Origin of the sequence: Chryseomicrobium aureum (genome assembly GCF_043182735.1) — a bacterium.
GTDB classification, from domain to species: Bacteria; Bacillota; Bacilli; order Bacillales_A; family Planococcaceae; genus Chryseomicrobium; species Chryseomicrobium aureum.
The window spans coordinates 1,264,389-1,277,501 of the sequence record NZ_CP171117.1 but is presented as its reverse complement, the minus strand read 5'-3'; the positions used below and the strand labels follow the sequence as shown (position 1 = coordinate 1,277,501).

Sequence of the window (13,113 nt, the reverse complement as noted above, 5' to 3'; positions counted from 1 at the left end):
CTTACCCTTCCAACAAATACATAAATCCAATCGCACCAGGACCTGTATGGGTAGAAATTACAGGCGTAGTAAAGGACAGTTTCACGTCTTTAAATCCTGTCGCTTCAATTGCTTCTTTTAGTGGAGTAGCCATTTGATACCCGTCAGCTTGTGCAATCCCAACAGCTTTTACACGTTTGGCAGCTGAATCTTTAGTAAATTCATTCATTAAGTACGTAATGACTTGTTTGTAACTTCTCGCTTTAGCTACTGGTGTGTACTCTCCTCCTGCTAGTGAAGCGATTGGTTTAATTGAGAGTAAAGAGCCAAGCATTGCTCGTCCTTTTCCAATCCGCCCACCTTTCACAAGGTTATCAAGTGTATCGACTACTACGAACAGGCGTGTATTTTCACGAACACGGTCGAGATGACGTAAAATCTCACCCATTGATTTGCCTTGTTGAGCCAGACGAGCTGCTTCTTTCACTTGAAATGCAAGTGCGTGTGAGATGAATCGTGAGTCAACTACAGTGACATTCGAAGATGTAATGCTAGCAGCAGATTCAGCAGATTTAACTGTCCCACTCATCCCACCTGTCATATGGATTGACAGAATTTCAGACCCGTCTTTTCCAAGTTCATCATAAATTTCAGTGAAGGTACCTGCAGAAGGTTGAGAAGATTTTGGTAACTCTTTCGATTGTTTCATTTTACTAATGAATTCTTCAGCAGACAGTGTTACACCGTCTAAATAATCCTGGCCATCCACATGAATGGTCAATGGCACGACAGTTATTCCTAATTGTTCGAAAACATCTTGCGTCAGTTCAGCTGTTGAATCCGTTACAATTTTAATTGTCGTCATCTTGATTCCCCCTGTAAGTCTGAGCGTGCATCCTGTATTAGACGTTCGACCCGCTCTTTAAATGTGTCCGTCGACTCGTCTTGTTGTTGATAAACAGCAGGTAAAATTTTCACAAACACCTCTGCTGGAGTTATTTTATTTTCATTTTGCTCCATCAATCGAGACGTACCAACGATTGCAATTGGAATGATCGGCACTTGAGCCTTAGCTGCGATTCGAACAAATCCTGTTTTAAACTCTTTCATCTCATTCCCTTTCGAACGTGCGCCTTCTGGGAACAACAATAAAGAGTGACCCGCTTTTAGACTTTCAACACTGTCTGAAATGGAGTTGAGTGCACTGCGTCGATTCGAGCGATCGATAAAAACACAATTGAGTTCATCCATCCAATCTGCAATAAAAGGTATTTTTTTCACTTCTACTTTAGAAAGAAACCCAAATGGTTTTGGTACAGTGGCAATCAATACAGGAATATCGAAATTCCCCTCATGGTTTGCAACAAAAAGGACAGGTCCCTCTTGTAAATTTTCTGTCCCAGTAAGGTGAGCTGTTGCACCCGCCTTTTTAAGAATGTTTTGAGACCATCGCTGAGGCGTTTCAAAGACTGCTTGATCGTACTCTGCAGTCGTTAATTCCGCTTTACGTTTCCTCAATTTTTTTAGCGTGTTCAATTGGGTTGGGATATACCCGATAATATAACTATACGTTACGATGCTTCTTAACAACTTATTCACGGGCCTTTCTACTGTAGCGTTTGTATGTGAAATCTACGCCAGATTTAGAAGTGTGTTTTGGGGACTCCCATTCGAGGATGAAGTCATTGTATTCCGGAAAAAAAGCATCTCCTTCGTACTGCTTATGAATTTCAGTGATAAGTAAGCGATCTGCGTAGTCGAGGTACTCTGTAAACACCTTCGCTCCACCTATAACTACTACTTCCTCATGAAGCGACTGTCCATACAACAAGGCTTCTTCAAATGTATGGACAATCTTAACACCCTCCGCAGAAAACTCTTTATTTCGTGTCATGACGATGTTATCCCGCCCTGGAAGTGGACGTCCAATTGATTCGAATGTATTGCGTCCCATTATGACAGGACGACCGAGTGTATTTTCTTTGAAGTACTTCAAGTCTTCTGGAATATGCCAAGGCATCTCATTGTTATGGCCAATTACATGTTTCTCGTCATGTGCCACTATAAATGTAATCATCAAATTCCCCCTATACAGCAATTTCCGCGTGAATACGAGGGTGTGATTCGTATCCAATCAGTTGAATATCGTCTGTTTTCATATCAAATATTGAGATATCGCGTAGTGTGATCGTTGGAAGTGGTTTTGGCTCTCGTGCCAACAACTCATTGACTTGGTCTAGATGATTGCTATAAAGATGTGCATCACCAAACGTGTGCACGAAATCGCCAGCTTCAAGACCAGTCTCCTTTGCAATCAAATGAACAAGTAATGCATACGATGCTATGTTGAATGGAACGCCTAAGAAAACATCCGCACTGCGCTGGTACAATTGACAACTCAGTTTATTACCTTGCACATAAAATTGCATGAATGAATGACAAGGTGGTAATGCCATCTCATCTACTTCTGCAGGATTCCATGCAGTGACGATGTGTCGGCGTGAATGCGGTGAGTTTTTAATGGATTCAATGACAGTTTGAATCTGGTCTACACTACCACCATCTTTAGTTTCCCACGAGCGCCATTGTCTCCCATATACCGGCCCCAATTCACCATATTTCTTCGCAAAGTCGTCATCCGTTTTGATGCGTTCGATGAAAGCTTTCATTTCTCGGTCGTAAAGAATTTTGAAATCAGGATCTTTTGAGGCACGTAAACCAAAGTCCGTCATATTTGGTCCATTATACTCTTCACTTGAAATCCATTGTTCAAATGCCCACTCATTCCAAATATTATTGTTTTGACGCACGAGTGTTTGAATATTCGTATCTCCATGTAAGAACCATAAAAGCTCTGAGACAATTAATTTAAATGAAGTATGCTTTGTAGTCAGTAACGGAAACCCCTCCGCTAAATTAAAGCGCATCTGATATCCAAAAACTCCGATAGTGCCGACTCCTGTTCGGTCTTCTCGTCGTTCACCGTTTTTCAATATGTATTCACATAATTCATGATATTGTTTCATTATGACACTCCTCTAAGATAACCATTTTGGTGGCGTATTCTTCGACCAATAAATTTCTCCGATATCTTGATGTTTTGCAAATTGATCATCATGTGTATGGTAATGGAATGTAAAGTAATAGCCTTCCAATGGTCGTTTTTCAACACGTACATGCGCACGTAAAATATCAGCATTTGTGTCCTGATCATACAAGTGGAAAATTTTTTCGCCGTAATCACCGGAAGGCTTATGCGAAATTGCAGAAGATGCCGTGGCATATTCTTCTATCTTTTGCTTATAAAATGGGAAGATTTCCGCTTCGTAGCGTTGCTGAATGCGTGGTTGAATTTTTGAACCAAATTTCACATCACTCTGTTCACGCGCCTCATCAATAAGTCGCCCAATATCCAGTACCCGTTCCTCTGCATGGGTTTCAGTAAATTGGTTTTCTTCGATTTCAAATACGGAATTCCAGATCTCATGCGATGGTGTAATGACACCAAATGTGACTACAGCGACTAAAGCGGCTAAAAACTTTTTAATAAATCCTGACAACATATTCACTTCCATCCGTAACATTTTTGAAACAACTTTTCATTGAATAAATGACTAAGGCTTCATTCTTTTCTGATTTCATTGTACAATAAGAAACAATGACATGTAACAAAAACACTTTTATTCTAAAGGAGAGATTTTCTCATGAGCTTAGGACTTGCGATTGGTATCGGATATTTATTATTACTTGGATACTTAACTTCATTAAATTTCACGCATTGATTGAAAAAGACCTACGCGATTATTACTCGCATAGGTCTTTTTTGTTACGAACGCCAAAATGAAATTTTGCGCTTTTTCTTTTCAATTGGTGAAAACCATATTTTTCAAACAGTTCACTCGTATAATGTGCTTTAATGACCGCTCGTTTTCGGCACACTCGAATTGCCTCCCTGACCCATTCATCCGTCAGCTGATCACGTACTGCAAATTGCTTATGCGTTGTAAAGTTAGTCGACTCTTCAATAGCAGTCTCAAACAGTGGATCTATGTACACGACATCAAATGAGTTATCCGGTTGATTCCGCAGATAGTCTACAGCATCTTGCTGTACGATTTCTATACGCCTGAACGCTTGTTGCAGCTCTTCACTTTCAAAGTTAGTGAATTGTTGACTTACTTTCATGAGAAACGCAAGGACTTCTGATTTTTCAAGTCCGACGATGATTCCTGAATCCCCAAGATCCACACTCGCCATCAGTGCATCCGCTCCGAAACCTATCGTGCAATCCAAAAATGAATCACCTTTCACTAGATTTAGCGCACGAAGCAAAGGTTCTTGTTCTCCAGCGATCCATCGCTTATACCGAAACATTGCCGTTCCTGGATGGTATTTATACCTCTCTCCAGTAGGTTTGACCGCCTCAATACCTGTAGACGTGTAAATATAGACAATGTCGTAGGGCTCAAAATAGTTTTTCAGAGACTTTCCGTTTCTAGGTAGAAAATCCATCGCATGAAAATGGGCAAATTGCATGGCCATTTGTTGTTCATCCTGCTTCAGTTTTAATGAATTAGTGACTGCTACATTCATTGACCTTGTAATTGCTCAAGCACACCTTGAATGTGATCGACAATCGCTTCTTTTGGAAAGTTCTCAATCTGTTCACGCGGAATGAAATACGCAAGTTTGCCATCTTTCCAAAATGCCATCGACGGCGAACTCGGAGGTACATCTTCAAAGTAACCGCGCATAGTTTCCGTTGCTTCTTGATCTTGTCCAGCAAACACCGTTACTAAGTGATCGGGTTTCGCTGTTGTTGTCTCTACAGCCTCAATGGCTGCAGGACGTGCAAGACCTGCTGCGCACCCACAAACAGAGTTGATGACAACAAGTGATAACCCTTCAGCAGTTTGCACATGTTCCCTCACAGCATCTTCTGTTGTCAATTCTTTAAAACCATGTCCAACGAGTTCTTGGCGCATTGGTGCAACAATTTGTTTCATATATTCTTCATAAGCATTCATGTTTAGTCCTCCTTAATTGCACGTGCCATATTCATTTGCTTCCAAACAGAGCCTTTTGCTTCTTCTCCCTGCTCGATTCGAGCTAAAGCCATCTTCACTTGAAGACGTACTTCATATTCAGAATCATCTTGTGCTTTTTTCAGTACGTCGATATGTTCTTTAGTACCTACTTCGTAGAAGAACATCGCAGCACGCCAGCGAACTAATTTATTTTTATCTGCTAAAGCCTCGGCCATTGCTTGTGCAAACTCTTCGTACCCAAGGTCGCTCATCGTATCTCCTGCTGTACGACGAATGGAAGCATTTTTATCATGTAACGCAATGGTCAAATGTGGAATGACCATCTTATCTTCCAAAATACCAAGATAAATAACTGCCAAGCGGCGAATGGATACCTTTTCATCTTTTAAAGCAAGTGCGAGAAGCGGCAAATCATCAAGAGTCGGATGAGTCAAGCGGTCAAGTAATTGATAGCGGACTTCCCAGTCTGGATGTTGAAAGTCTTCAAGGCTAACAGGATGGCGCGTATTCTTCCACTCTGTTTCCGCACTGGATTCTGGAGAGCTGAGTTGTGTGAGTCTTTCTGTCGTAAAAGCAGCATCGAGTTCAGCAATCACTTGGTTTGCAATTTCTTCGAACTCCCCGTATCGTACGCCATAGTCTATCCATTTTCTCTGCAAGATATAATTCTCGTCGTCTTGAATCCGTTGATTAAATGTTTCCATAAAGCGGTCTGGAAGTGCAAAGCGCTGTTCATTTTGTGAATCAAACACTTTCACTTGAAGTGGAATGCCATGATAATCTTGCACGTGCACACGCACTTCACCGAATGAATCTGTAGCAGATTCCGTTTGCGTCTCTGAGACATGTTCCTTCCCAAATACTTGTTCGATTTGAGGGACAAGTGTATCCCAACTCGCTTTTGGATGTTTTTCTACTGCCATAAAGTCAGCCACATGATAAATCCCTTTAATTCCTTCTAAAGAAAACAGTGATGCAATGATTTCTGGAGCATCGTCGAGTTGACCTTCTCTATAGTTATGGCTAGTTCCGAATGCCAATTCCTGGTCCACAACAATTTTCATGGAGTTCGGACTTGGTGTTGGCTCGATTGTGATGATTTTCATAGAATCACTCCTTCTGTAAGTAGTGTATCATGATGAAGCCATTTCTTCTAAATATGCCCACCGTTCCATCTTTTCTTCAAGCAAAGCCTCATTCGCTTCTAAATCAATGGATGCTACGCGGATTTTTTCGTAATCAGAGCCCGCGGAATCGATGATAGATTGACTGGCAGCGATTTTTTCTTCAAGAAGTGCAATCTGATCTTCAATCGTTTCCCACTCTTTCTTTTCTTGATAACTCATGCGTTTCTTTTTTGGTTTTGGCTCTTCAGCCACTTGTTTTGGTGTAACGACTTGTTTCTCTATTTTCGCCAGTTCACGTTTTTGTTCCAAGTATTCTGCAAAGCTGTCTAGTGTCACTACTACTGCTTGATTTTCAAGCGCCCATAATTTTGTCGTTATGCGGTCAATGAAGTAACGGTCATGTGAGACTACCAATACAACACCAGCAAAGCTGTCCAAATAATCCTCAAGTATCGCTAAAGTATCTAAGTCTAAATCATTTGTCGGTTCATCTAAAATTAATACGTTTGGTTGCTGTATCAAAAGTTTGAGTAAATATAAGCGTTTTTTCTCGCCACCGGATAATTTATAAATCGGTGTCCCGTGCATAGATGTCGGAAATAAAAAGCGCTCTAACATTTGAACGGCACTTAGACGTTCGCCACTAGAAGTTTCAATAGAGTTTGAATCTTCTGTAATATAATGGAGCACCCGTTGATTCTCATCAAACTTCGGAAGCTCTTGACTAAAGTATCCAATTCGAACGGTTTGCCCGACTTCTAGAGTTCCACTAGTAGGTTGTATAATTCCCGCTATTATGGACAATAACGTAGTCTTACCTGCGCCATTTTCTCCGACAATCCCAATACGGTCTTTATTTTGAAGAATGAATGAAAAATCATCAAAAAGTCGTTTGTCTTCAAACGCCATTCCAAGTGCATGACCTTCCATTACTTTTTTGCCAAGTCGGCTCGTTGCAAGATTGACATCGAAATCTTGTTCGTTGTTTTTTAGTAAAGCACGATCTTTAATGTCTTCAAAACGATCTAGTCGTGCCTTTTGTTTCGTCGTCCGAGCCTTGGCCCCGCGCCGAACCCATTTGAGTTCATTCCGATATAGATTTTGAAGTTTGGATTGCTCTGCTTGTTGTTGCTCATAGCGAATCGCTTTGCTTTCAAGGAATTGCTCGTAATTGCCTTTATAGCTATAAACCGTCAGCTGATCGATTTCGTAAATTGTAGTGGACACTGCATCAAGAAACAGACGGTCGTGCGTTACAAACAAAACAGCACCGTCATACGCTTTCACTAGATCCTCTAACGCAATCGTCGATTCAACATCTAAATGGTTCGTAGGCTCATCAAGTAAAAGTAAATCATGTGGTTCAATTAATGCCCGAGCTAAGGCAACCCGTTTTTGTTGGCCACCAGATAATTGACCAACAGGTTTTTCGAAGTCTGTAATCCCGAGCTTCGTAAGCGCTTGTTTTGCTGCCGTATTGAGATCCCAACCGCCGTCTTCCATTTTCTCTTGAATGGAAACAAGCTCTTCTACGAATTTCATGTTGTTTGGTTCTTGTTCAGCTTGCTTACGAATACGTTCGTAGTTTCTATTAAGTGCTACGATAGCTAAGTCACTGATAAACATCGTTTCTAGCACTGATTTTGTAGGGTCTAGATCCGGTGCTTGAGCTAGATAGCTAATTGAATAGTGATTCGGATGGTCTTTATGTAATGAATCAGCATCAATAGAACCTTCAATGATTTGCAGTAGTGTAGACTTCCCACTACCATTTTTTCCAACGAGACCAATCTTTTCACCTTTTGTGATTGTAAATTCAATGTTTTTGAAGAGGGTCTTTTCTCCAACCGTTTTTGTTAAGTTTTGAATAATTAATTGCGACATGGAGATTCTCCTAATTCGTTGTAAAGTTGCTCAAGAAACGCTTCCATAAATCGGTGACGCTCCTCGGCAATCTCTTTTGCTTTTTCTGTATTCATTTTATCTTTTAGCTTCAATAACTTTTCATAGAAGTGAGTAACGGATGAACCGTTGTCAATTTTAGCACCAGATACTACTTCCTCAACTTCTTTGTGATTGTATAGACTGCGATCTTTCGCACCACCAAATGCAAATGTACGTGCTATGCCGATTGCCCCAATAGCATCTATACGGTCAGCGTCTTGCACAATCTTCGCTTCTAATGAAGTTGCTGTTAACCCGCCACTAAAGGAAACTTGGTCAATGAGTGTGCGGATGATTTTCTGTTCTTCTTCTGTCACAGAAAACGTTGTAAAGATAGATTGCATGAAATCTGCACTTCTATCATTTTTATATTTTTTATCTTCAACATCATGTAACCCTACTGCAAGCGTAACAATTCGGTGGTTCGCTTCTTTGTAATTTTCAAGTATACGCCTAGCATTTTCATAGACCCGGTCTATATGGGCCATGTCGTGGCTTGCATCAAACTGATTATAATAGTCCACTAAGTAAGGACGTAATTCACTCCACATGGTGTGTTCCCCTTTCAAATTGACGGATGAGGTCGAATCCTGTATAGTTTAGCTAGTAATTATCTGATTTTTCTAACGAAGGGGGTCCCCGTACAATGCAACAAGGACAAGTAAAATGGTTTAATGCAGAAAAAGGCTACGGATTTATTGAGTCAAACGATGGTGAAGATGTATTTGTTCATTTTACAGGTATCCATGGTGAAGGATTTCGTACGTTAGAAGAAGGCCAAAAAGTGCATTATCGTACTGTAGAAGGAAATCGTGGACCACAGGCAGCAGATGTTCATGTGATCCTAGATGAATAGACTATCTTCTCCCTCGCATACTTGCGCGGGTTTTTTTATGTGTTTTGATAAAGTTTTTGTCCGATTTCTTTCAATTGTTTTCCTACAGAACAACCGGAAATACAGAATTGATGTGCCGCTGTTTTTCCTTGTCGTGAACGAAGATCGTGTTTAATTGGACATTCTTCACAGTAGACAGAAAGCAAACGATCTATTTCATTTGTAATTTGTTGTGTTAACACATTCATCCCACCTTACCTATTGTAGTAGTATAATCGTTTTTAGAAGTCAGTTGCAAGGGAAGGAACTAGAGAATGATTGAATTGTACACAGATGCAGCTACGCGTGGAAACCCAGGAGAAAGTGCTATAGGGGTATTTTGGAAAGGCAACGGAAACGAAGGATACCACGCAGAGAAGATTGGCGTATGCTCAAATCACGAAGCTGAATTCATCGCACTGCGAGAAGGAATTCGACACGTCCTCCCTCTCCAGCCTGATATTTTATCGATTCGAGTCGATTCTAAAATTGTGGCTGATGCAGTTGAACGTAATTACACGAAAAACCCTACATTTAAACCGATTTTGGATGAAATTTATTCGTTACTTGATGGCATTCCGATGTTCTTTGTAAAATGGATTCCAGACAAAGAGAACCGGGCGGCGCATCGAATGGCGACGGAGGCTTTGAGGAAGTGAAAGCTGAGAAGTGCGTTAAATATCTGTGGGCTCGCTAGGAATTAGTTTCCATAACATGACTCAGGGCACAAATGGCGGTTTTGAGGGCACAAAACGGACCAATAGGGCATAAAAATGGCCGCTCAGGGCACAAATCCCGAGTGGCAGTTTCCATATATAGAGCGGAATCGAGTTCCTCCTCCTAGAAATCCCGCAAGAAGCCATCGCAATCTATGAAACAAAATGCGCTTCACAGCTCACGCTGGCTTCTTGCACAATTTCTGACCAGTCGGCTCCACATCTAGACATAAAAAAAGACCCCCGAAGAGGTCCTTTGAAAGTTTAGAATTAAGCTTTAACTACGTTAGTAGCTTGAAGGCCACGTTGACCTTGCTCGATTTCGAAAGTTACGTCTTGACCTTCGTCAAGAGTTTTGAAACCTTCGCCTTGGATAGCTGAGAAGTGAACGAATACGTCGTCTCCGCCTTCGCGCTCGATGAATCCGAATCCTTTTTCTGAGTTAAACCATTTTACTTTACCTTGTTCCATGTGTGTATCCTCCTCATGCACTGTGTGTGCACTTTTGTTACTATCCTTGCTCAACACTATAGTAAAAGTGTTGCCACCTACTAACGCTCCGAACAAAAATAATTCTATTACAATATACCATGAGCTGGGAGAGAATGCAAATAGAATGATCAAATTGTCAAAAGAGCTCCAATTGCCCCACTATAGCCATGTTGAGGCAAAAACAGGGGGTTCTTTTCCTTTAAAATTGTATAGGACGCTATAACATTTTGGAGCATTTCATTCTCTTCTAAAGTCGTACCGATGTAAATAATATCGGTACACCCTTTTGTATCGGCAGCTTGAATGGCAAGTGAAGAAATCACTTCACCTATCATTCCTTGTATCCCGGCCACATAGTCATTTTCATCATTTACGCCTTGTTCAGCTGTTAATAGAGCTCCGAAATTACTTGCTGTCAGTGAACCTTTGATAGGAAGCTGGTTGTTTTGATAAATGTCCTCTACGCGGACATCGATCCATTTTCGAGAACCTTGCTCACTCTTTTTCACGATTTCTTCGAACTGATCAGTTCCAATCAGGATTTTACTTAGGCCAAGCAAAGTCCCTCCTCCGATCCCAGTTCCAGCTAACCTTTCGTGTATGGTGCCAGATAAATAATGGATAGACGTTCCAGTTCCAATGTTTGTAATGATGGTTTTTTCTATTTGTAAGTTTTGTTTTTTTAACTGGTAAAGAACACCTTGTACGGTTGCATCAAACTCCACAACATAGTGGTAGTTTTCAGATCCTAAATATGTCTCAAGTTGTTTCGCTCTTCCGCCAGTCATACATATTTGAAGCTTCTCGTTAGATTTGCCAATCCATTCTTTAACTAAATCAAAACGAGTTGCAGGGAAATTAATGGTCTCAATCTCGTCTTTTTGCCAATAGGCAATCTTGACCAAGGTTCCCCCTGCATCTATTCCTAGAGAACACATATTACAATTCCTTTCTGTAAACCAATTCTCCATTTACAATTGTCGCTTCAATTGTGCAATGAACGATCGACTCTTTTGTTATTTCGTCGGAAACGACTGTGAAATCCGCTTCAAATCCTGGGGCAATCTTTCCGAATTGTGTTTCCTGCATCGCGATTTCTGCTGCGTTTGTCGTGTATAAACGCACCGCTTCAAAAGGTGTTAATTCTTGATCAGGTAAATATGGGTTGTTAATAGCCGCTTGGATCCCAAGAAGAGGGTCTGCAGTTTCAATAGGTGCGTCTGAACCTCCAGCTAAACCAATGGAGTTGTCTAACAGCGTACGCCACGCATACGAATAGGTAAGACGTTCTTCTCCTAGTCGATCTTTTACCCACGGAAAATCAGAAGGGACAAACATCGGTTGAATATCACACATAACACGTAGCTTTGCAATTCGTTTGATTAAATGTTCTGAGAGCACATTTACATGAATCAAACGGTCAAGCGCCTGTTGAGGGGCAGGAAATTGCTCAAGCAGTTCAACAATTTCTTCAGTTGCTCGGTCACCAATCACATGGACTGCAATGCCAGCTTCATGTTGACGAGCTAGCTTAACCATCTCGATTAATTCTTCTTTTGTATGAATAGCGACACCGTGAGTATCCTCACTATCGCTATATGGGTTGCTCAACCAAGCTGTGCGGCCGCCTAGAGACCCGTCCATAAAAATCTTCATACATCCGAATGACAGGAAGTCATCTCCTGTTTCATGGGTCATATCTGCAAATACATGGTGATGCCTTAGTAAGTGTACTCGAAATGATTTATTCAGCCCTTTTCGGTATGCATGCAATGGATTGGTATACGGTCCATAATACGCCATATCTTCCGAATGACCACCTGTGAGACCAAGTTTATGTAAGTCTTGAATACTCTTTTGAATAATTGTCGTTAAATCTTCAACGGTTAACTCCGGAATTGCATTCGTGACGAGAGATTGAGCTTCATCATAGAACAGACCATTTAATTCATTCGTTTGTTCATCGCGGCCAATCACTCCCCCTGCAACCTCTTCAACAGAATGCGTGATACCTGCAAGTTCCATAGCTTTAGAATTCGCAACCAACCCATGGCGACAAATTCGTTTTAAAACTACCGGGATATCCGGGAAAAGTGCATCTAAATCTGCTGAAATCGGTGCACGGTTATCCATTAATGTATTGTCATTCCAACCTTCTAAAACTATCCAACCGGAAACCGGATGTGCCTCACCAACTACATCTAAAATCTCACGAATTGAACGGCATTCTGAAAGGTCTGCTGATAAAATCTTTTGACCATGACCAATCAAATGCATATGACTATCAATAAAGCCAGGGTATACGACGTTTCCATCTAGAGAGATTTGCTTGTCTGCGAGCGCTTTCAATTGTTCGAACGAACCTGTCTGAATAATCGTTCCGCCTTCTACTAAAACGGCCTCTACTGACTCAGTTTCACTTTCCATCGTAAAAAATTGAGCATTATAAAATACTGTCTTCACGAGCTACCTCCTTGAATGTTGGGTGTATGGTGATTTTAACGTTACCTTTTAGAGCATTACTGATCATGCATCTTTCATCTGCTTTGTGAACCAGGCGCTCGATGAGTTTTCTCTTCTCAAGATTTACGTAAGAAATGGTCGGGTAATGGTGAAGCTCACTTACTTTATATGTACCTGCATCGACTTCAACTAGTAGTTCGGACTTTAACTCAATGTGAGCGTCCTCGATGTTACTTCTCTCAAACATCGCACCGAGTGTCATGATATAGCATCCAGCTGCAGAGCTGAGTAAAAGCTCGTCTGGGTTAGTCCCTTGTCCTGGACCATCCAATGATGCTGGAATCGAAAAGTCATGCGTGTAGTTCGCAATCGTCACTTGTCCTATTGTATTGCGTTTTGAATTCCAATGAAGTACTTGGTGAAAAGTATGTCGCATCCGTTTACATCCTTTCTTTTTTACTAGTATACTT

17 protein-coding genes are annotated in these 13,113 nt (G+C 41.1%); 2 read left to right on the top strand and 15 right to left on the bottom strand.

Annotation, left to right across the window (positions count from 1 at the left end; translation table 11 throughout):
• Position 1 precedes the first annotated feature (1 nt).
• The 10 genes from ACF3OH_RS06750 to ACF3OH_RS06705 form a co-directional block, all read right to left on the bottom strand.
• A complete protein-coding gene (locus ACF3OH_RS06750) occupies positions 2–844 on the bottom strand; it encodes a DegV family protein (protein ID WP_204589229.1) in 843 nt (280 codons plus the stop codon).
• A complete protein-coding gene (locus ACF3OH_RS06745; RefSeq protein ID WP_392456543.1) occupies positions 841–1,578 on the bottom strand; it encodes a lysophospholipid acyltransferase family protein in 738 nt (245 codons plus the stop codon). Before ACF3OH_RS06745 ends, ACF3OH_RS06750 begins: the two co-directional genes overlap by 4 nt.
• Positions 1,571–2,056, bottom strand: a complete 486-nt coding sequence (locus ACF3OH_RS06740; protein ID WP_204589227.1) for a dihydrofolate reductase — start codon at positions 2,054–2,056, stop codon at positions 1,571–1,573. The genes ACF3OH_RS06745 and ACF3OH_RS06740 overlap by 8 nt, the downstream gene beginning before the upstream one ends.
• Positions 2,057–2,066: 10 nt before the next feature.
• Positions 2,067–3,005, bottom strand: a complete 939-nt coding sequence (locus ACF3OH_RS06735; protein ID WP_392456540.1) for a thymidylate synthase — start codon at positions 3,003–3,005, stop codon at positions 2,067–2,069.
• A 12-nt stretch (positions 3,006–3,017) separates the two neighbouring features.
• Entirely contained in the window at positions 3,018–3,563 is a 546-nt protein-coding gene (locus tag ACF3OH_RS06730; RefSeq protein ID WP_392456538.1) for a YpjP family protein, read from the bottom strand.
• A gap of 220 nt (positions 3,564–3,783) precedes the next feature.
• Positions 3,784–4,521 carry a class I SAM-dependent methyltransferase gene (locus ACF3OH_RS06725; protein WP_392456536.1) on the bottom strand — a complete coding sequence of 246 codons (738 nt, stop codon included), beginning with the start codon at positions 4,519–4,521 and terminating at the stop codon, positions 3,784–3,786.
• 47 nt (positions 4,522–4,568) lie between these two features.
• On the bottom strand, positions 4,569–5,006 hold the full coding sequence (locus ACF3OH_RS06720) for a BrxA/BrxB family bacilliredoxin (RefSeq protein ID WP_392456534.1): 438 nt from the start codon (positions 5,004–5,006) through the stop codon (positions 4,569–4,571).
• Between the two features lie 2 nt (positions 5,007–5,008).
• On the bottom strand, positions 5,009–6,133 hold the full coding sequence (locus ACF3OH_RS06715; protein WP_392456533.1) for a conserved virulence factor C family protein: 1,125 nt from the start codon (positions 6,131–6,133) through the stop codon (positions 5,009–5,011).
• A 27-nt stretch (positions 6,134–6,160) separates the two neighbouring features.
• Entirely contained in the window at positions 6,161–8,038 is a 1,878-nt protein-coding gene (locus ACF3OH_RS06710) for an ABC-F family ATP-binding cassette domain-containing protein (RefSeq protein WP_392456530.1), read from the bottom strand.
• A complete protein-coding gene (locus tag ACF3OH_RS06705) occupies positions 8,026–8,649 on the bottom strand; it encodes an HD domain-containing protein (RefSeq protein ID WP_204589221.1) in 624 nt (207 codons plus the stop codon). Before ACF3OH_RS06705 ends, ACF3OH_RS06710 begins: the two co-directional genes overlap by 13 nt.
• Before the next feature lie 95 nt (positions 8,650–8,744).
• On the opposite strand from ACF3OH_RS06705, the gene ACF3OH_RS06700 reads away from it, so the two are divergent.
• Positions 8,745–8,954, top strand: a complete 210-nt coding sequence (locus ACF3OH_RS06700; protein ID WP_204589220.1) for a cold-shock protein — start codon at positions 8,745–8,747, stop codon at positions 8,952–8,954.
• A gap of 35 nt (positions 8,955–8,989) precedes the next feature.
• On the opposite strand, the gene ACF3OH_RS06695 is transcribed toward ACF3OH_RS06700, so the two are convergent.
• Positions 8,990–9,175, bottom strand: a complete 186-nt coding sequence (locus tag ACF3OH_RS06695; protein WP_392456528.1) for a zinc-finger domain-containing protein — start codon at positions 9,173–9,175, stop codon at positions 8,990–8,992.
• A gap of 72 nt (positions 9,176–9,247) precedes the next feature.
• On the opposite strand from ACF3OH_RS06695, the gene ACF3OH_RS06690 reads away from it, so the two are divergent.
• Positions 9,248–9,631: a ribonuclease HI family protein gene (locus ACF3OH_RS06690; protein ID WP_392456527.1), complete on the top strand. Its 384-nt coding sequence runs from the start codon at positions 9,248–9,250 to the stop codon at positions 9,629–9,631.
• Positions 9,632–9,958: 327 nt separating this feature from the next.
• Here the strand turns inward: ACF3OH_RS06690 and ACF3OH_RS06685 are convergent, their stop codons facing one another.
• The 4 genes from ACF3OH_RS06685 to ACF3OH_RS06670 all read right to left on the bottom strand — a co-directional run bounded on the left by ACF3OH_RS06685 (position 9,959) and on the right by ACF3OH_RS06670 (position 13,079).
• Complete coding sequence (locus ACF3OH_RS06685) at positions 9,959–10,159, bottom strand: cold-shock protein (protein ID WP_100352564.1); 201 nt, start codon at positions 10,157–10,159, stop codon at positions 9,959–9,961.
• A 149-nt stretch (positions 10,160–10,308) separates the two neighbouring features.
• Positions 10,309–11,118, bottom strand: a complete 810-nt coding sequence (gene coaW / locus ACF3OH_RS06680) for a type II pantothenate kinase (RefSeq protein ID WP_392456525.1) — start codon at positions 11,116–11,118, stop codon at positions 10,309–10,311.
• A gap of 1 nt (position 11,119) precedes the next feature.
• The gene (locus ACF3OH_RS06675; protein ID WP_392456523.1) at positions 11,120–12,643 is read right to left on the bottom strand and encodes an amidohydrolase; all 1,524 of its coding nucleotides are present in this window, start codon (positions 12,641–12,643) and stop codon (positions 11,120–11,122) included.
• Positions 12,624–13,079, bottom strand: coding sequence for an OsmC family protein (locus tag ACF3OH_RS06670; protein WP_392456520.1), 456 nt, complete (start codon positions 13,077–13,079; stop codon positions 12,624–12,626). Before ACF3OH_RS06670 ends, ACF3OH_RS06675 begins: the two co-directional genes overlap by 20 nt.
• Positions 13,080–13,113 lie beyond the last annotated feature (34 nt).